This is a genomic window from Helicobacter sp. 219-2 (assembly GCF_030053225.1).
GTDB lineage: Bacteria > Campylobacterota > Campylobacteria > Campylobacterales > Helicobacteraceae > Helicobacter > Helicobacter pylori_C.
In genome coordinates, this window is the sequence record NZ_JASGBS010000001.1 from 360,481 (window position 1) to 380,975 (window position 20,495).

The following is a 20,495-nucleotide window of genomic DNA, read 5'->3' on the forward strand; positions in this document are numbered from 1 at the left end:
TTCTTTATCTTTTCAGCATGGCGTTATTCCTCCTTGTTGTGGTTTGAAGCGCTAAAAACAGACTCTTTATTTTTGAGTGATCGCCTCATTTAATGTCTTCTAAAGAAGCGTTTTTAAAAGCTTTAATGGCGCTTTCACCCACTAACTCAGCGATACGATAATGCGCGATTAAAAAGTCTAATAATTTTTCGCTCCTTTCTTTGATTTGCTCGACCCCAAAAGAAGCGTTTTTGGCTACTTCTTTTTCACTATAAGAGCCTTTGAGGTATTGCTTTCTTTTCTCATCAAAAGGTTTGTTGCTTAAAGAGCTGTTAGCGTTTTTAGCCATTAAGAGCAAGTTCCCTAGAGCATGCACGATGTTAGGGTTTTTGGCCCAATTTTTTTCTTTAGCGCTATAGCCTTGATCGGGATTTTGGGGCAAGACATGCTCAATGCTTTCTATACTGCCATCAAAATTCAGAGTCGTTTCAGGGTTATGGTGCAACTCGTATTCATACAGCAAGTAATTCAGCGCCTTGCCCCATTGATACCATTTTTCAGCATTCTTTAGAGAATGGATACTCTCTTCAAGCAATTCTAAAGCGCTATTTCCTTGTCTGTTGAAAAAATTCTTTTCTAGCGCTGGAAGATCTTCAATGGTTATTTTATCTCCCCAAAATCTATACGCTTGAATCGCTTTGAAGGCTAATTCAATCCATTCGTTTTTAGCTGTATTTTTGCCAGCAACCCCATAAATTAAAAACCCGAAACTCTCTAAATGTTCTAAATAAGCCTCTAATTCTTTGGTGGTATAAGGCTGTTCATTAGCGCTTTTTCCAGCGCGCTGTATGGTTAAAAGAGAGAGCAATAAGGGTAAAAAAGCGTTATCATTCAAGGCGTTTAAACGCCGCATCTTTTCTAACAAGCCGCGCATTTTAGGCGTGATTTCAATCTCAAGTTTTTTATTGTCATCAACAATAAGGGTGATAGATTTTTCATCAAGCGTGTGCAAGAAATTCCAAACTTTAGAAGAATAAGAAAGATAAAATAACAAATCATCTATTTTTTCATACTCCTCATTAAAGTTGGTGTTGTCGGTATATCTTTTATGAGCGTTAAACTCCATCTCCAACAACCTTTTTTTTAAAATCCCCTTTCTCGCCATAATAATACGCCACGAAATGCTTTAAAAAACCCTCTAAATGATCGTCTTAAAACTGCCTCAAATCGTGATAAATGAGCGTGTAAGTGTCGTTGATTTCTTGTTGGAGCTTTTCTAATTTTTTGCCATCGCAAATCTTGTGCGCCACAAAATGCAAGCGGTTTTTTAATAATTCCAGAGTGGATAGATCCTTACCACGATTGTTAATCGTTTCAAAAGAGCTGAAAGGATCGATCCTGTTGTCGTTCAATTCTACCACGCTAAAAAGCATTTTCTTTATAAGGGCATCAAACATTTTTTCAAGTGCTTCAATAGGCGTACCGCTGATTTTTTCTTGAAAAAATGCGTAAGCCTCAATAAGATTTTTAGCGTAAAAAGAAGTTTTGAACGCTTCCAAATCGTTTTCTTCTTCAGTGATCGCCCTAAAAGCTTCACTCAAACCATAATACTTATAGGATAAAATGGGTTCAAGGTTGATTAAAGAATACTTTGGGTCTTTGTTTTGGGTGGTTTTTGCTAAAAGGCCTAGTAAGATCAGGCTTGTAGCCAATCGTTGCTGGCCGTCTATGATTTCAAAAGCGCTATTTTCAAATTCATTTTCAAGCTCTCTTAAGGTTAAGCTGTGCATGTAGTGGAATTTATCTCCCAGTTTGGACACATGCTCTAAATCGTTCCAAAAATCTTTTAATTGCCTTTTTTGCCATGCATACCCCCTTTGATAGCTCGGGATTTCAAACACGCCTTTTGCCATCACTCCGTCTAAATCCAACAATTCCATTAAAATCCTTTCTTAAATGATGGCTTATGGGTAAAAACCATAACCCTTAATTTTTTCGTTCAATCAATTTTGGTTGCCCAAGTCGGGTGCTGTGCGTGAAATGCCAAGTGTTTTTATTGACCAATTCTTCGTATTCCTGGCTCCCTTTTTGAGCACAAACGCCCTCAACCTTTAGCGCTCCCTCTTCATCAATCCCAATAGTGTCATGGTCAATCTTTAGGGCAAAAACGCTCCGTTGGACTTCAGCCCCTCTAGTCGTTGAATCCTCATTCACAATGCCAATGATGTAATCCGCTTTACGCATGAGTTCAAAATGCTTGTGCTGAGCCGCTTTGTTCCGTCGTGAGCGAAAATAGCCCAAAGTGCATTCATCGCACAACTCTTTAAAATTCTCATTTCCTAGAATGGTTCCCTTGTATGCGCCTGAAACCATGCACAACAACAAATTGTATTTTTCATGCACTTTCAAATCTTCTAACTGAGCCATCACTTCTCCTTTAAATTTAACTCTGTAAGCCCCACTGATTGAAAAATGGGGCTTATCGAATCAAATGGTTTAAAAATGTTGTGTGGGTTAATGAAAGGGGGAATAATAAAAAATAGGGGATTTTTAAATGGGTTTTTGTAAAAGTTATAACAACAGAGTAGCGTTGATTGATTAAATGATTAAATGATTAAATGATTGGATGATTAAATGATTAAATGATTAAATGATTGAATGATTGAATGATTGAATGATTGAATGATTGAATGCCATTTCTACCCCTTTTTAAAAAAAGATAACATGGGGTGTTGTATCTAGTGGGTATTTAATCAATGGTTAATGATGCGTTTTATCTTCTTATCTTATGATGCGTTTATTTGATGATGCGTTTTATTTTGCGATGCACTTTATCTTAATTCATTTAAGGCTTTATTGATTTAAGGCTTTATTTAATTTAAAGCTTTTTATTCCTACACCCTTCCCAATCATTTCCAAATCGCTTTTATCCATTTCTTTCAAATTCTAAAAAGTTTAAGCAAACTTTAAGCATTGCATGTCTATAATTACATTTCGTTTTTAAAGACAAGCTTTAAAAAGTTCTTTAATTTGAAACAACTCAAACAAGTTATAAAAGCTAAAAAGTTTTTAAACAAGTTCAAGTCATAAAAGCCAAAAAGCTTTCAACAATAAAAAGCTCATTAGCTGATAAAACTTGGCAATTAAAAAAGATTAAAGATTAGGGATCAAGCATTTTTAGTCTTCTTTAAAGGGTTTAACATTTAAGAGCGATTATAGCAAGTTTTTAAAGAAAAACGAAGTTATTTGATTTAATATTGTTAATAGCCTATGTAAAAGTAAAGTAAAACTACAATAACTCTGTCTTATATTCATTAAGGCAGTGGTAGCGCTGAAGAATATTCGTGCAATTGTCGTTATTCATTATAAAAGGGCGGGTTTTAAAGGATATTTTAAAATTTAAAACAAGCTTTTAAGAGCAGATGGCGGATGCCTTGCCAAAGAGAGGCGATGAAGGACGTACTAGACTGCGATAAGCTATGCGGAGCTGTCAAGGAGCTTTGATGCGTAGATGTCCGAATGGGGCAACCCAACTAATAGAGATATTAGTTACTCTAATTTAGAGAGCGAACCTAGTGAAGTGAAACATCTCAGTAACTAGAGGAAAAGAAATCAACGAGATTCCCTAAGTAGTGGCGAGCGAACGGGGAAAAGGGCAAACCGAGTGCTTGCATTCGGGGTTGAGGACTGCAACATCCAAGAGAACGCTTTAGCAGAGTTACCTGGAAAGGTAAGCCATAGAAAGTGATAGCCTTGTATGCGACAAGGCGTTCTTAGGTAGCAGGATCCAGAGTAGGCCAGGACACGAGAAATCCAGGTTGAAGCCGGGGAGACCACTCTCCAACCCTAAATACTACTCTTTGAGCGATAGCGAACAAGTACCGTGAGGGAAAGGTGAAAAGAACCGCAGTGAGCGGAGTGAAATAGAACCTGAAACCATCTGCTTACAATCATTCAGAGCCCTATGATTTATCAGGGTGATGGACTGCCTTTTGCATAATGATCCTGCGAGTTGTGGTATCTGGCAAGGTTAAGCGAATGCGAAGCCGTAGCGAAAGCGAGTCTTAATAGGGCGATTAAGTCAGATGTTGCAGACCCGAAGCTAAGTGATCTATCCATGGCCAAGTTGAAACGCGTGTAATAGCGCGTGGAGGACTGAACTCGTACCCATTGAAACGGGTTGGGATGAGCTGTGGATAGGGGTGAAAGGCCAAACAAACTTAGTGATAGCTGGTTCTCTTCGAAATATATTTAGGTATAGCCTCAAGTGATAATAAAAGGGGGTAGAGCGCTGATTGGGCTAGGGCTGCTCGCCGCGGTACCAAACCCTATCAAACTTCGAATACCTTTTATCGTATCTTGGGAGTCAGGCGGTGGGTGATAAAATCAATCGTCAAAAGGGGAACAACCCAGACTACCAAATAAGGTCCCTAAGTTCTATTCTGAGTGGAAAAAGATGTGTGGCTACTCAAACAACCAGGAGGTTGGCTTAGAAGCAGCCATCCTTTAAAGAAAGCGTAACAGCTCACTGGTCTAGTGGTCATGCGCTGAAAATATAACGGGGCTAAGATAGACACCGAATTTGTAGATTGTGTTAAACACAGTGGTAGAAGAGCGTTCATACCAGCGTTGAAGGTATACCGGTAAGGAGTGCTGGAGCGGTATGAAGTGAGCATGCAGGAATGAGTAACGATAAGATATATGAGAATTGTATCCGCCGTAAATCTAAGGTTTCCTACGCGATGGTCGTCATCGTAGGGTTAGTCGGGTCCTAAGCCGAGTCCGAAAGGGGTAGGTGATGGCAAATTGGTTAATATTCCAATACCGACTATGGAGCGTGATGGGGGGACGCATAGGGTTAAGCGAGCTAGCTGATGGAAGCGCTAGTCTAAGGGCGTAGATTGGAGGGAAGGCAAATCCACCTCTGTATTTGAAACCCAAACAGGCTCTTTGAGTCCTTTTAGGACAAAGGGAGAATCGCTGATACCGTCGTGCCAAGAAAAGCCTCTAAGCATATCCATAGTCGTCCGTACCGCAAACCGACACAGGTAGATGAGATGAGTATTCTAAGGCGCGTGAAAGAACTCTGGTTAAGGAACTCTGCAAACTAGCACCGTAAGTTCGCGATAAGGTGTGCCGCAGCAATGCGGTCTCAGCAAAGAGTCCCTCCCGACTGTTTACCAAAAACACAGCACTTTGCCAACTCGTAAGAGGAAGTATAAGGTGTGACGCCTGCCCGGTGCTCGAAGGTTAAGAGGATGCGTCAGTCGCAAGATGAAGCGTTGAATTGAAGCCCGAGTAAACGGCGGCCGTAACTATAACGGTCCTAAGGTAGCGAAATTCCTTGTCGGTTAAATACCGACCTGCATGAATGGCGTAACGAGATGGGAGCTGTCTCAACCAGAGATTCAGTGAAATTGTAGTGGAGGTGAAAATTCCTCCTACCCGCGGCAAGACGGAAAGACCCCGTGGACCTTTACTACAACTTAGCACTGCTAACGGGAATATCATGCGCAGGATAGGTGGGAGGCTTTGAAGTAAGGGCTTTGGCTCTTATGGAGCCATCCTTGAGATACCACCCTTGATGTTTCTGTTAGCTAACTGGCCTGTGTTATCCACAGGCAGGACAATGCTTGGTGGGTAGTTTGACTGGGGCGGTCGCCTCCTAAAAAGTAACGGAGGCTTGCAAAGGTTGGCTCATTGCGGTTGGAAATCGCAAGTTGAGTGTAATGGCACAAGCCAGCCTGACTGTAAGACATACAAGTCAAGCAGAGACGAAAGTCGGTCATAGTGATCCGGTGGTTCTGTGTGGAAGGGCCATCGCTCAAAGGATAAAAGGTACCCCGGGGATAACAGGCTGATCTCCCCCAAGAGCTCACATCGACGGGGAGGTTTGGCACCTCGATGTCGGCTCATCGCATCCTGGGGCTGGAGCAGGTCCCAAGGGTATGGCTGTTCGCCATTTAAAGCGGTACGCGAGCTGGGTTCAGAACGTCGTGAGACAGTTCGGTCCCTATCTGCCGTGGGCGTAGGAAAGTTGAGGAGAGCTGTCCCTAGTACGAGAGGACCGGGATGGACGTGTCACTGGTGCACCAGTTGTTCTGCCAAGAGCATCGCTGGGTAGCTACACACGGATGTGATAACTGCTGAAAGCATCTAAGCAGGAAGCCAACTCCAAGATAAACTTTCCCTGAAGCTCGCACAAAGACTATGTGCTTGATAGGGTAGATGTGTAAGTGCAGTAATGCGTTTAGCTGACTACTACTAATAGAGCGTTTGGCTTGTTTTTTGCTTTTTGTATAAGATAATGACAATAAGCGCGGATAAGTTACCACTGCCTTACTGAGTGTAAGAGAGTTGGAGTTTTATAAAGACTTTTATACGATTAAACTTTAATGAGAAACAAGATAAAATCTAACTTGTTTTAATTAAGGGCTATTAACTATCTTCTAAAAACAGCTCCCTATAAAGAGAAAGGGGAGTTAAGGGTAAATGCGTTTTATCTTTAGCTCCCTTTTCCTTGTGCCTTTAGAGAAGAGGAACTACCCAGTTAACCATTCCGAACCTGGAAGTCAAGCTCTTCATCGCTGATAATACTGCTCTTTTCAAGAGTGGGAATGTAGGTCGGTGCAGGGATAGGGAAATGTTTTTTAGTCTTGCTTTTTTATCTTTTTCTTTAATCTTATTTTTAATGTTTAGTGTTTGGTTTCAATGTTGTTGGTTTGTTTTAGGGGTTTATGGTTTATTCTTTTATTCTTTTATTCTTTTATTCTTTTATTCTTTTATTCTTTTATTCTTTTATTCTTTTATTCTTTTATTCTTTTATTCTTTTATTCTTTTATTCTTTTATTCTTTTATTCTTTTATTCTTTTATTCTTTTATTCTTTTATTCTTTTATTCTTTTATTCTTTTATTCTTTTATTCTTTTATTCTTTTATTCTTTTATTCTTCTTTATTCCGCTGGTGTGGCTTTTTATTTCTTTTGTGTTTAATTTTTTAGTTGGGGTTTTTGGGGTTGGTATGGGGTTTGAAGTTGTGTTTGAATGGTTTTTGTGTTTTTAGATTTTTAGAACCGATCTAAAAGAAAACTTTTTTCATCAAGTTTCTTTTTTTAAAAAGCCTAAAAATTTCTTAAACACTTCTTTAGGATCGAATGTGTCGCACACCTTGCACCCATACATGCCAATTAAAATCACAAGCCAGCTCACATACACCCAGCTCATCAAAAACCACAAAATAGAAACGCTCCCATAAAGCTCATGGTAAGTGCGGTTATACAGCACATAATAAGTGAAAGCCCATTTCAGCACATGCCAAGAAACGCTCGTAAAAAACACCCATAAAAACACCCAAAAATAATGTTTAAACACCTTATTCGTAGGAATGGTAAAAAGGATCAAAAAAAACGCGTAAGTGCCTATCCATCTTAAAACATGCAACAAATTTGAATTTTTATCTTCAAAAAACACTTGGATCTTAATGTCAAAAAAAACCACCAAAGGCAGAGCGAATAAAAACACTAAAGTCGTGCCAAAACCCCAAAATAAAAAGATTTCTTTACCCTTAAAATGCGCATAATCTCTAGGCTTTGCTTGAAAAATTTTTGACGCAATGGAGCGGTAATTTTCACAAAAAAGCACCAACGCCACTAAAATAGACACTTCTTCAAGCGTGCCTAAGGCTATGTCTGTTTTTTTAAAATTTTCTAAAAAATCCTTAATCGCGCCAATGAGTTTAGGGGCGTTGGGGAAAATCAAGGCTTCCATTTCACCGCTGTGCGCTTGCATGTAACTAGACACAAAAAGACTAAACACAAACAACAAAATGGGCGATAAAGACAAAATCGTATAAAAACTCAAGCTGGAAGCGTAGTAAAACAATTCGCTCAAGCCCAAAAAGGCGTTTTTCAGACGCTCGGGGAAAATCATTCTAAGAAGGCGAAAAAACCCTCTAACGCTTTTAAAAAGTTCTCTCATCAATGACAGCTTGTCGCCATTGTCAAGCCATAAGAGAGCAGTTTTTCTATATCTTTTTTAGGGGCTTTGCCTTTGGTGGTTAAATAATCCCCTAACACTACCGCATTGATGCCGTATTCAAAAAGCTTGGCTTCCTTTTTATCGTTATCTTTAAACACCACTTCACGCCCTCCAGCCACCATAAGCCTAGCGTTAGGCAAAAACTCTTTAGCCAAAAGCACGCATTCTAGGGCTTCATCCGCGCTTAAAGTCTCTGCATCAATGGGCAATACCGGGTTTTTAATGAAAAAATTAATCGGCGTGGTGTGCGGGGAGAGCGAAGCTAACGCCCTAAGCATTTCAATCCTGTCTTCCCAGCTCTCATTAAGCCCAAAAATCCCCCCACTGCACAAGCCTAATCCCGCTCTTAAAGCGTTTTCGCATGTGATAAACCTTTCTTCCCATGTGTGCGTGGAACAAATTTTAGGGAAGAAATTTTGCGAAGTCTCTAAATTATGGTTATAGCTATGAATGCCCGCATCTCTTAAAAACTCTAATTGCTCCAAATCCGCACGCCCACAGCATGCGATTAAATGCAAGCCTAATTCTTCTTGATTGATGGCTTTAGCTAATTTGGCGATGTATTCGCATTTTTCATCGTCTAATTCGCGCCCTGAAGTAACCAGACAAAACCCTAAAGCCCCTAATTCCCTTAACGCTCTAGCCTCTTGTAAAACCACTTTTTCATCTTTAAATTTATAGCGTTTAATCGCTCCTTGGTGGTGTGAGCTTTGCGTGCAATAAGCGCAATCTTCTTTGCAATCCCCACTGCGCACATTGGAAATAGAACATAAAAAAATCTCTTGCATCATCATTCCTTTGTTTTAAAAAAGTTGGTTTTTTTGAGATTGATTATAGCAAAGAAAAAGAAGCACTTTTGATTTTAAGGGCTTTATTCCATTAAATATTAAAACTAAAACTTTATTTGATTTTAATTTAATTGTTCGCTAGCGTCTCTAAAGTCAATCTCAAAACTTTACGCTATAATTTCCTCACTTTTTCATTAAGGGATTTCATGCAAGATTTATTCACTCAAGGTTACCCCCCCCCAATCAGCAATAAAAGATCACGCACCCAATAACGCACCCAATAATGGAGAAATAGAGCTACCCACTCACATCACCAGTAATTTAAAAAACGAGTTTAGAGATTATCAAAAACAAGCGATACACAATTATTTAGAAAAACGACAATCCAATCCCTTTCAAAAGCATTTCATGTTTGAAATGGCAACCGGTAGCGGCAAAACCTTAGTGATGGCGGGTTTGATTTTAGAATGCTACAAGCAAGGCTATCAAAACTTTATCTTTTTTGTGAATAGCACCAGCATTTTAGAAAAAACGAAATTGAATTTTACAGACAGCGTCTCATCAAAATACCTTTTTAGTGAAAATATCCATATCAATGATGAAAACACAGAAATTAAAAGCATCAATAATTTAAACGAGAGCCAAACAAGCGCTATCAACATTTATTTTAGCACCATTCAAGGCCTGTTTTCATTATTCACTAAAGTTAAAGAAAACACTATCAGCATAGAGGATTTAAAAGATCAAAAATTGGTTTTTTTAGCGGATGAAGCGCACCATTTAAACACAGAGACTAAAAAGAAATTAAGCGATGCAGAATTTAGTGAAAAACGCAACTGGGAAAGCGTTGTGAAATTAGCCCTAGAACAAAATAAAGACAATTTATTGCTGGAATTTAGCGCCACTATCCCTAATGAAAAAAGCGTTAAAGACAAATATGAAAACTTAAAGGTGATCACTTACACCTTAAAAGAATTTAGCGAGGATAAATTTTGCAAAAACATCTACTCCCTTTCTTATGAAAATAAAGAATTAGAAACGCGCTTTTTAGGGGCATGCGTTTCAAGTTTGTATAAAGAATTATTAGCCCAACACCACAATATTGAAAGCTTTAAACCATGCATTTTGTTTAAAAGCGAGAGAATTGAAGATAGCAAAGAAAATCAAGAGCGCTTCAACGCCTCTTTAGAAAATTTAAGCCCTTTAGATTTAGAAAATTTTTTCAATCACAGCCGCAACGCTTTTTTTAAAGACGCTAAAAACTTTTTTGACAAGCAACATTACACCCCTAACCTTGCTGCATTATTGCAAACGAAATTCAAAAAAAGCGTTCAGATTAACACCAATAACGAAAAAGAATTAGAAAAGAGCATGCTTTTATTGAACTCCCTAGAAGACAGACAAAACCCTAAAAGAGTGATTTTTAGCGTGGATAAGCTCAATGAAGGCTGGGATGTGTTGAATTTGTTTGACATTGTCAGGCTTAAAAATAAAGCGAGTCAAAAAGACACCACTAAAGACGCCCAGCTCATAGGGCGAGGAGCGAGATACTACCCCTTTAGCTATAACGATTTAAAACCAAACCAAATAGAGTTTTACCAATGCAAATTTGATCTTTTTAACCCCTTAAGCGCGCTAGAAAGGTTAGACTACCATGCCATTTATGACAGCGAGTTTATCGCTAAATTAAAAAAAGAGTTACAAGATTTAGGATTAGGATTTGTAGAAAAACAGACTATCCCTTTAACACCCACCAAGAATCTCAAATGCTACTATGCGAGCAACACAAAAAACAAAAAGAAAAACCTATTCAATAAAGACTATACAGACCCTGTTAAAGTCAAACTCCAAAGTTTGCATGTCCCTTTATTTGCTTTTGGCGTGCATGAAAAGAAAGTGGATTTTAAAGAAAAAAATAAAGGCGATACAACTTATTATATACCCCATACCTTAGATAAGATCCCCCTAAACTATTTTTTAAAAGCCCTTAATTTAAAAAACCTGGATTTCAAAACGCTTAAAAAAGCCTTTAAAAAACATGCCTTTAGCAATAAAGTGGGATTTATAGAGCGCTATATTTCTCCATTAAAAACGAACTTTCATAAAAACCAAAAGTTTGACGACAACAAAATCCTTTTAAAACTCGCTGTCTATATCATTGAAAACTTAAAAGACACGCTTTTAAAAGAGCAAGATAAATACGATGTGAGCGCATTAGAATTAAAAGAATTTGAAACGCATAACAGAAGCCTTAGCGCTAGCGAATTGGAAAAAGGCATTCCCCTTTATGAATGGTTGCTTTTTAAAGACATGAGAAAACTAGACAGCGATTTAGAAAGGGAGTTTTTAGGTTTCATCAACGACCATAAAGAGGTTTTAGACAAGAAATTCAAAGAATGGTGCGTTTTAAGGAATGATCGTTTCACTGAATTAAAAGTTTTTTGCAATATAGAAAATAGCCCTTATTACGCGCAAGGTTTTGAGCCGGATTTTATCCTTTTTGCCCAAACGCATAGCGATGAATTTTTAGGCTTCACTTGTTACATGGAAGCTAAAGGCGAACATTTAAAGCATTCTAGCGCTTGGAAAGAAGAATTTTTAGAAATGCTAGAAAACGCCACGCTTAAAAGCCATAACAAAAAATTAGATTTAAAAGGCTTGCCGTTTTTCACGCTCAAAAATAGCGTAGCAAATAGCGAATTTACAACCGCTTTCTATCAAATCTTTAAGGATCAAGAATGTTAAAAAACCCACTAAAAACCCTATTAGACGCTTTAATCAATCGTTTCACTAAAGAACGCTTAGAAACTTTAATCCTACAGAATGATGAAAAGCTTTTAACTTTCATGCTTGAAGATAAAAACGCTAACGACTACAAAAACGCTTTTTTTAAAACGATCGCTAATTCTCTTGTATTCAATCAAAAAGCGTTATTAGAATGTTTAACCAAAGAATTAGAAAATTCTTTCACACGATTTGAAAATAAAATAGGCTTATATTCACAAGGGCGTCCTATAAAATCCAGCGAATTAGTCGTTTTGAATTTCCCTTTTAAAGACAATGTTTTACTAGGCAATGCTAAAGATAACAGCACCAAATCTAAAGAGCTTTTTTACCATGAGATATTGCATAAAAAAGAAATTGACACGCTTTTAAAGAAAAAAGCACTGTGCCGTTTTGAAATGCATGGAGAGGGCGATTTAGAAAGCGCTTTAAAAGATAAAAACACAAACTACCTTATCAAAGGCAATAATCTGATCGCTCTTCATTCTTTAAAAAAGAAATTCGCTAAACAAGTTAAATGCATCTACATTGACCCTCCTTATAATACGGGCAATGACAGCTTTAATTATAACGATAATTTCAACCACAGCTCATGGCTAGTGTTTATGAAAAACAGGCTTGAAGTGGCTAGGGAATTTTTAAGCGATGATGGCGTGATTTTTGTGCAATGCGATGACAACGAACAAGCTTACTTGAAAGTGTTGATGGATGAGATTTTTCTTAGGGAGAATTTTGTGGCTACGATTACCTGTAAGGTAAAAAGTGCGGGTGGCTTAACGACTGATACAGAAATGATTTTTAATTGCTCTGAGTATATTCTAGTTTATGCAAAATCTTTTGAAAACTTAACTTACAATTCAATTAAAATTTCAAAAGAAATTATAAATTCTCAATCAAAAACGAGCGAACAATATAATTCTATTATCAATAATATTGATCATAGGAAAAAAGAATTTATATGTGAAAAAGATAATATTAAATATTATAAAATATCAAAGGGTAATTTCAATATACAAAGACTATCCGTAAAGACAATGTCAGAGCAAGATTTTTATAGGTTAAAAGACGAGATTTTTAGACCTACAGCTCTAAGTGGCGGTATAGGGAAGAAATTAAAAAATCATATCACTGATTTTACAAACGATGAAGATTTATTTATGTATGAGTATGCACCATCAAAAGGCAAAGATAAGAGAATAAAAACACAATATTTTTTATATAAAAGTCAAACAATTACGATGCTTAAAAATTTGATTAAAGCAGATGATAATAAAAAAATAATTTATAAATTAGAGCCATTAAGCAATATATTTACAGAGGATTTTTGGCAAGGTATTTCAAATGAAGGACAAGTAACATTAAAAAATGGCAAAAAACCAGAAAGTTTAATTCAAAGAATTTTAGAGATTTCTACCAACGAAAACGACCTCGTGTTAGACTTTTTTGCCGGGAGCGGGACGACTTGCGCGGTGGCGCACAAAATGAAACGCCGCTACATTGGCATCGAACAAATGGACTATATAGAAACGATCACCAAAGAAAGGTTAAAAAAAGTCATAGAGGGCGAGCAAGGGGGCATTTCTAAAAAATGCGATTTTAAAGGGGGCGGGAGTTTTGTCTATGCTGAATTGAAAGAAGTGAATTTAGAAGTTAAAAAACAAATCCTTAACGCTAAAAGCAAGAGCGAATGCCTAAAAATCTTTAACGATCTTAATGGGCGCTTTTTAAAACGCACCGATTGTAAGATTGGTGAAATCCATAGCGAAGAGTTCCAAAATTTAGATTTAAACGAGCAAAAAAGGATTTATTGCGCGCTTTTAGACTCTAACGAAGACTATTTAAGCTTGGGCGATATTGACGAAGACGCATGGGGGATAGATGAGATCACTAAAAAATACAATGAAATTTTTTATTCTTAAGTTTTAATCATTCAATGCGCACCGCTTAACGCATCAAAACGCTAGGCACTAGGCTATTTAAGGGTTACAAACAGAAACTAAAATCCCATAATAACCTATAAAATACTATAATTTTTGTATAGGTTATTAAGTTTTGTGTTATACTGCTTGCATGAATAAAAGAATGCTATCAATCGGTCAAGCGAGTAAGATTTTGGGTGTAACTATCCAAACCTTACGCAATTGGGATAAAAAAGATTTGTTAAAACCTGATGAACTCACTAAAGGCGGTGAAAGGCGTTACAAGTTAGAAAGTTTAAGGCGTATCAATAGAAGCGTAGTCTTTAATCAAGATGAATTAAAAACAATAGCTTATGCTAGAGTAAGCTCGCATGACCAACAAGATGATTTAATCAGACAAGTTCAAGTTTTAGAGCTTTATTGCGCTAGATGTGGCTTTAACTATGAAGTGATACAAGATTTAGGGAGTGGCATGAACTATTATAAAAAAGGCTTAACCAAGCTTTTAAACTTAATCTTAGACAATCAAGTCAAACGCCTTGTATTAACGCATAAAGACAGATTATTACGCTTTGGAGCCGAATTGGTATTCAGTATTTGTGAAGCTAAAGGAGTAGAAGTGGTTATCATCAATAAGGGTGATGAGAATGTGAGGTTTGAAGAAGAATTAGCCAAAGATGTTTTAGAAATTATAACCGTCTTTAGCACTAGATTGTATGGCTCTAGGTCTAAGAAAAACAAAAAACTCTTAGATGAAATGCAAGAAGTAATAACTAACAATGTCAGCTATCTCAATCACGCATAAAATCGCTTTAAAGCCTAATAACAAGCATACTACTTACTTTAAAAAAGCTTTTGGGTGCACTAGGTTCGCTTATAATTGGGGGTTAGCTAAATGGAAAGAAAACTACCAACTGGGTATTAAAACTAACCATCTACAGCTTAAAAAAGAATTTAACGCTCTTAAAAAATCGCAATTTAATTTCGTTTATGAAGTAACTAAATACGCCACCCAACAGCCTTTTATCCACTTGAATCTAGCCTTTAACAAGTTTTTTAGGGATTTAAAAAAAGGTTTAGTGAGTTACCCTAAATTTAAAAAGAAAAGGGAGTTTCAAGGTTCTTTTTATATAGGGGGTGATCAAATTAAAATCATTCAAACAGCTAATACTGATTATTTAAAAATACCTAACTTACCCCCAATCAAACTCACTGAAAAACTAAGATTTCAAGGCAAAATCAATAACGCTACCATCACTCAAAAGGGCGATCATTTCTATGTTTCAATCTCTTGTGGTGTTGATGAGAGTGAATACAAGCGAACCCATAAACTCCAAGAGAGTCATAATAAACTAGGGATTGATATAGGGATTAAATCCTTTGTGAGTTTGTCTAATGGCTTAAATATCTATGCCCCTAAGCCCTTAGATAAGCTTACTAGAAAGCTTGTAAAAATTAGCAGACAACTGAGTAAAAAAATCCACCCAAAAACCAAAGGGGATAAAACCAAGAAATCTAATAATTACTTAAAGCATTCTAAAAAGCTTACCCACTTGCATGAAAAAATCGCTAACATCAGACTTGATTTTTTACACAAGCTCACAAGCTCTCTTATAAGGCACTCAAACTCGTTTTGTTTAGAGAGTTTGAAAGTCAAAAACATGTTTAAAAATCACAGGTTAGCTAAATCTTTAAGCGATGTTTCTATGTCTGTGTTTAACACGCTATTAGAATATAAAGCTAAATACTCTAATAAAGAAATTCTAAGAGCTGATACTTACTATCCAAGCTCTAAGACTTGCTCTAATTGTCAAAAGGTTAAACAAGATTTAAAACTTAAAGATAGGATTTATCAATGCCTAGAGTGTGGCTTTGAATTAGATAGAGATATAAACGCTGCTATCAATCTTTTAAAGCATTTAGTAGGTAGAGTTACTGCCGAATTTACGCCTATGGACTTGACAGCTCTGTTGAATGATTTATCCAAAAATCGTTTAACAACTAGCAAGGTTGAACTAGGAATACAACAAAAATCCTAAATTAAGAGAATTTTATAGCTCTTTATAAGATTTTATAAGTTTGTAGTAACGGCGGTAAGTTGCTTTAGTATTGCTGCTTCAAATACAATTCAGAAAATAAGCCCTGTTTCTTTATAAGGGTTTCAAAGTTGCCCTGTTCTACAAGTTTGCCTTTGTCTAACACAATAATTTCATTAGCCTGTCTGACACTACCCATGCGGTGCGTAATGATTAAAGCCATCTTAGATTGCGTTTGTTTAAAAATAAAATCCAAAAACTCTTTTTCTACAATGGGGTCAATAGCGCTACTTGGTTCATCTAAAACAACACAATGACTTGGTTTTAAAAAGGCTCTTATGATAGCTATGCGTTGCTTTTGACCTAAAGAAAAATCTACACCATTATATTGGGCTCCAAATAATGCGTTGCTGTAATCATTAAGACAATTTTGAAAATTTTCATCAAAAGATTTTAGCATTTCTCTCTTTTGTTTTAATTGCTCTTTTGTGGGGTTGTTTTGCATGAAAAGATTATCATCAATGCTATACCCAGCATAAAGAGAAAAATCTTGGAATACAGCGCTCATTTGTTGGTGGTAGCTGTTTAGCTCTAAATCTTGTAACGAGTATTTGTTATTGATAATAATTTGACCTGAATTTGGGATATAAAACCCTAGCAATAATTTAATCAGCGTGGTTTTTCCGCTAGCATTCTTGCCGACTAATGCATAAATTTTATCAGAGTGTAAAGAGAGATTAAAGTTTTCAAAAATAAGCTTTGAATTAGGATAAGAGAAACTAACATTTTCAAATGTAATGCTATGGATTTTTTCTTCTAATTTGATTTGTGTTTCTGGTTTCGGTATTTTGTAATCTAAAATACAGAAATAATTTTCAAAGTATTTATTGATAGCAAAAAACCACTTTCCATAAAATGATAAATCTTGTAGCTGCTGCTGGGTAGAGCTAAATGCTTGGATATAGCCAGCAATTGCTCCCACACCAATTAATTTTGAAAGGATAATAAAAACCATTAGAAAAAATAGTGCAATACTTAGAGTGGTGATTAAAACATCAGCATATATGGTAAATATTAAGTTTTTTTGGGCTACTTTCACAAAATTATTGAGATACAATTCTTTTGTTTCAATAAATTTATGGTGAAAATTTAGCATGAAGTTAAATAATAGGTTGTCCTTGTTCTTTTGGTTATCTAGTCCAGAGTATAGGTAATTTTGCATGCTTTCTTTTTGGTCTTGAAGCTTATCTATGGAAGCACTATGTTTTTTTGCTATATGGTTGAAGATGAGAATACAAGGTACTGTTGCAAAAATCATTATAAAGGGTAGATAAATACTAATGGAAAATAATATCCCAAACAGACTGATAAGCCCTATAATGCGTTGTAGATTGAAAAAAAGATTACTGACATAATTTAGGGGGCGGATGTGCAGTCCGTTATGGATAGTGTTAAGCTTGATAGTATGGTCTTTGTTCTCAAAAAAATTTAGATTTTTAACTTGTGTGAGTTTATTAGCAAGATGAGTGATGATGTTTATAGAAAATTGTTCAGCAATAATGGTCTGCAAGCTTGATAAAATTCCTGAGAACACATGCGTTAAAAACAGCAAGGCTCCCCATAGTAGTAAAGTTGGTAACAGCAAGCTGTATTCAAAATGCGTATGCTTTTGTAATAGATCCACCACAATATCAATCAATTTTATCATAACAAGAATATTCAGAGATGGAAGAATGCCGACAAATAGCACTGTAATTGATGCCAACACAACACATTTTGGTGAGCTTTTATAGAGTAAAATAAAAGTCCTTAATGGAATGTTTTTTATGGTATCCATCCGATATTTTTCTCTTCCTGGTTGATGGATCCGGATAAATTTAAGCTTTCTTCTATTGATAAAACATTTTGATGAATGTATTCATCGGATATTTGACTAATTTTACTTTTTATGTTTTTAATTAGCGGTTTCCTAAAGGCATTTTTTATTGTTTGTGAATCCGCTGTATACAAGTTGCATGTATTGATATCACGATAGAATAATGGGACAAGTCCTTTTTGTATGGTTTGTATTTCGTATTGAATAATTTGTTTTTTGGCATTCTTTGAGAAACAATTTACTTGTTGGTTATCCAGTGTTAGCTCAATCTTATTCCAGTAAGTGTCCCAGTTAATATATTCTTTAGGTTGCCAACTTCTGACAGATATAAAACTATAGAATGATGTTGGTCTCAGGATATGTCTGTATTTAAAATTAGATAAGTAGTTTTCATTAAGAACATTTAATAATCTTTGTTTGTTTTTGCAAATTCCAAGCATTGTTTCTGTAAAGGAATTTGTGATTGTTTTTGAGTAGAGATGCGGTTGTATAATAGTTTTATTAGATGATATTCTATTATGTGATTGATAATGACTTAATTTTCTATAGCTTACCCTAAACTCATCGCTGCCATCATTAATCACAAATGGGTAGAGAAAACTTTTGTTCCTAACCTCGCCACCCTGTAACCCAGAAATAATACTTCTCCTCTTATTGTCAAGTGTGTTGTTATTGATAAGCTCTTGAACTGGTTCAATAAATAATGTGGCCTCAACATCTGTTATAGTGTTATCAATAAGACCAGAAGATGTTTCTTTGAATGTAAATAATGTCTCAAAATCTAGTATGACTGGTAATCCATCAGAGACTAACAAGTTTTCTAGATGGATGTCGGTAAGATTTAATGTTGCAGAAACAGCCATTAATTCTGCAACTCTTTTGTAAAAAAACTCTATATCCTTTACATCAGGGTCATAATCGATATAGTCAGCTACATTTAGTAAGTCCGATTGCCAATATATATTTTTCTTTTTTGTGTGTATATTTAATATTTTGCATACATCGTAAAATACTTTTGATGGGTCTGTTAGTGAGGATTTAATAAAAAATTTTCTGTTTTTTTTGATTGTTACTAATATGGAAGTAAAATCGAGCGAATGCAAATCACTAAACTCTACTTCAATGCTCTTAATATCATTTTTATAAGAAATAATCTTGGATAGCAAGAGTGCTTCTATTGATTTTTCTATAGTATTTTTTATTAGGATAGTAAAATTGATAAGGTTTGAGCGAACTCTGTTTAAAATACCAATTTCATGCAGTTTGTTTAGAATTATTTTTGTGTTGTTAAAGTAGTATTCATATGCGTTGGGAATTTTATTTTGTTTAGCATCAAATATTAGTTTAGCAATGGTCGGAACTAAAAAGAACTCCATTCGTCTGAAAAGTATATATCTATACTTAGATATATACTTTTCTATAGATACAATCTCTTCAAGGTTGAACCAATTGTTGAAGAGAGTCTCATACAATCTTAAACGATTTGGTTCTGTATCTTTCTTCATTGAGCTTACTTCAGCCAGTCACAAGTTCCACTAGCACAACAAGCCGTAGAATCTCCAAAAAAGAAATGAGTCTCAATAATATCAAAACTAATTTCATCTAATCCAGTGTAAAAGTTTTCTAATTCCATAATCCATCTCCGGTTTTTTTGCTTAAACTAAAGCGATACAGATTATATCATGGAATTAGAGATGAGTGAAAGCAATATCAGTAATAAGTTGTAAGATCTCTTGTTTTTGCTTGTGTGCTTTTGTTTTTTGCATTTTTAGTTGTAGGTAGCTTTTTTTTTCTTCAGTTTTTTTCCTAGCGTTGATTGTAGGCGATTTTAGATAGAAAAAATTGGCTAAAAATCCACTATACAGAAAACTAACACCTTCTTTAGAAGCTAGTCAGTTAGCAAATCCCTATACCAATACTGATAACCTCAACACTTTTCACATCTTTAAAAATTACTTTAGTGACGCTTTATTGTGTAAAATATACCCAAACTACAAAAAATATTATTACGAATATGTAATCGGTAATAAAAAAATCATAATTATATTATCATCTCCGTAATTTTTAAGTTATAAAAGGAGTAAGCCATGAAATTGTCATACCGTAATTAAATTGAAAAATTTTGCACTCTATTTTAGAGTGTAATTGTTCAAAGTTTTATCGGAGTAGAGTTAGTTATTCAAGAAAGGTTATTTGTGCAGTGGTATCAAACTAGTTTTAGTGCATGTGTTGGTCAAACAGATACAGAAAATATTATTGGTCTTGGAACATATCAGTATTGCGTTGATCATAATGAATTTGAGAAATCACTGAGACTCTTGGTTTTTCTGAGAATGAAGAAAAGAATGGCTGAGATAAAAAGTTTTATGGAAACTAGCAAAATAGAACATAATATTTTTGATAAGCTAGTTGCCAATAAACTTATTACCTCATTCATACTAAATCCAAATGACGAACAAAACTTTAAGAACCACCTGTTTATCGATCTAATGTCAAGTAAACCAGAACTAACAATAAATAATTTTAAAAGAACTATTTTCATCATTATTAGTTGTGGGGGTAAAAACAAACGATTAAAAATATTATTGTAGTATTCAAGCCAATCAAAAAGGAGCAAAACATGAAAATCTTTAAAAACCTGCTCTGTTTTAGCCTGATCGCTATGAGTTGGCTCCAAGCGGACATGCTGGATAATTTCACTAAGGCTATTAACAGCTACACCACTAAAAAGCTTAATGAAATCAAGGATCAAGTAAATAGCGCTAACCCCACTAAGACCTATGCTAATGGTATTCTCACTAACATTGATTGTAAAGTTTTAAAAAATAACTTTTATTCGGTGTGTTATTCTAGTGAGTTAAAAAACCCTATTTATGGCGTGAGCGTGTTGTTTGGGGATTTAGTGGATAAAAATAATATTGAAAAACGCTATGAGTTTAAGACAGACACACGATTAGCCAAATACCAACAAGCCACGACACAAGATTACACAAGAAGCGGTTTTAATAGGGGGCATTTTGTGGCGAATGACGCTTCTTTTGATTTTTGCGTCTAACCCTTTAAGAGAGTAGTTACAA

10 protein-coding genes, 2 rRNA genes and 3 pseudogenes are annotated in these 20,495 nt (G+C 35.6%); 9 read left to right on the forward strand and 6 right to left on the reverse strand.

Annotated elements, in window-relative coordinates:
- Positions 1-85 precede the first annotated feature (85 nt).
- A pseudogene (locus P6280_RS01885) lies at positions 86-1,919 on the reverse strand (DUF262 domain-containing protein).
- 46 nt (positions 1,920-1,965) lie between these two features.
- Complete coding sequence (locus P6280_RS01890; protein WP_283236834.1) at positions 1,966-2,406, reverse strand: hypothetical protein; 441 nt, start codon at positions 2,404-2,406, stop codon at positions 1,966-1,968.
- A 975-nt stretch (positions 2,407-3,381) separates the two neighbouring features.
- Between P6280_RS01890 and P6280_RS01900 the strand changes: the two genes are divergently transcribed.
- Together P6280_RS01900 and rrf are read left to right on the forward strand one after the other, a co-directional pair.
- A 23S ribosomal RNA gene (locus P6280_RS01900) occupies positions 3,382-6,268 on the forward strand.
- A 229-nt stretch (positions 6,269-6,497) separates the two neighbouring features.
- A 5S ribosomal RNA gene (gene rrf, locus P6280_RS01905) occupies positions 6,498-6,615 on the forward strand.
- Between the two features lie 461 nt (positions 6,616-7,076).
- On the opposite strand, the gene P6280_RS01910 is transcribed toward rrf, so the two are convergent.
- Complete coding sequence (locus tag P6280_RS01910; protein ID WP_283236835.1) at positions 7,077-7,955, reverse strand: YihY/virulence factor BrkB family protein; 879 nt, start codon at positions 7,953-7,955, stop codon at positions 7,077-7,079.
- Positions 7,955-8,803, reverse strand: a complete 849-nt coding sequence (locus P6280_RS01915) for a biotin synthase (protein WP_001155622.1) — start codon at positions 8,801-8,803, stop codon at positions 7,955-7,957. The genes P6280_RS01910 and P6280_RS01915 overlap by 1 nt, the downstream gene beginning before the upstream one ends.
- 131 nt (positions 8,804-8,934) lie before the next feature.
- Here P6280_RS01915 and P6280_RS01920 point away from each other — a divergent pair, with 131 nt between their 5' ends.
- The 5 genes from P6280_RS01920 to P6280_RS01940 all read left to right on the forward strand — a co-directional run bounded on the left by P6280_RS01920 (position 8,935) and on the right by P6280_RS01940 (position 15,545).
- Positions 8,935-9,075, forward strand: a complete 141-nt coding sequence (locus P6280_RS01920; protein ID WP_283236836.1) for a type III restriction endonuclease subunit R — start codon at positions 8,935-8,937, stop codon at positions 9,073-9,075.
- A complete protein-coding gene (locus P6280_RS01925) occupies positions 9,053-11,548 on the forward strand; it encodes a DEAD/DEAH box helicase family protein (protein ID WP_502868310.1) in 2,496 nt (831 codons plus the stop codon). The genes P6280_RS01920 and P6280_RS01925 overlap by 23 nt, the downstream gene beginning before the upstream one ends.
- Positions 11,542-13,506, forward strand: coding sequence for a site-specific DNA-methyltransferase (locus P6280_RS01930; RefSeq protein ID WP_283236837.1), 1,965 nt, complete (start codon positions 11,542-11,544; stop codon positions 13,504-13,506). The genes P6280_RS01925 and P6280_RS01930 overlap by 7 nt, the downstream gene beginning before the upstream one ends.
- A gap of 151 nt (positions 13,507-13,657) precedes the next feature.
- The gene (locus P6280_RS01935; RefSeq protein WP_283236838.1) at positions 13,658-14,311 is read left to right on the forward strand and encodes an IS607-like element IS607 family transposase; all 654 of its coding nucleotides are present in this window, start codon (positions 13,658-13,660) and stop codon (positions 14,309-14,311) included.
- Positions 14,286-15,545: an RNA-guided endonuclease InsQ/TnpB family protein gene (locus P6280_RS01940; protein ID WP_283236839.1), complete on the forward strand. Its 1,260-nt coding sequence runs from the start codon at positions 14,286-14,288 to the stop codon at positions 15,543-15,545. Before P6280_RS01935 ends, P6280_RS01940 begins: the two co-directional genes overlap by 26 nt.
- Before the next feature lie 64 nt (positions 15,546-15,609).
- On the opposite strand, the gene P6280_RS01945 is transcribed toward P6280_RS01940, so the two are convergent.
- Both P6280_RS01945 and P6280_RS01950 read right to left on the reverse strand, forming a co-directional pair.
- Complete coding sequence (locus P6280_RS01945; protein WP_283236840.1) at positions 15,610-17,379, reverse strand: ATP-binding cassette domain-containing protein; 1,770 nt, start codon at positions 17,377-17,379, stop codon at positions 15,610-15,612.
- Positions 17,367-18,923 (reverse strand): DUF4135 domain-containing protein, encoded by a 1,557-nt coding sequence (locus tag P6280_RS01950; protein WP_283236841.1) that lies wholly within the window; start codon positions 18,921-18,923, stop codon positions 17,367-17,369. Before P6280_RS01950 ends, P6280_RS01945 begins: the two co-directional genes overlap by 13 nt.
- Before the next feature lie 690 nt (positions 18,924-19,613).
- Here P6280_RS01950 and P6280_RS01955 point away from each other — a divergent pair.
- Both P6280_RS01955 and P6280_RS01960 read left to right on the forward strand, forming a co-directional pair.
- A pseudogene (locus P6280_RS01955) lies at positions 19,614-19,979 on the forward strand (ThiF family adenylyltransferase); the annotation flags it as partial.
- Positions 19,980-20,038: 59 nt separating this feature from the next.
- Positions 20,039-20,486: pseudogene (locus P6280_RS01960) on the forward strand (DNA/RNA non-specific endonuclease); the annotation flags it as partial.
- Between the last annotated feature and the right edge of the window lie 9 nt (positions 20,487-20,495).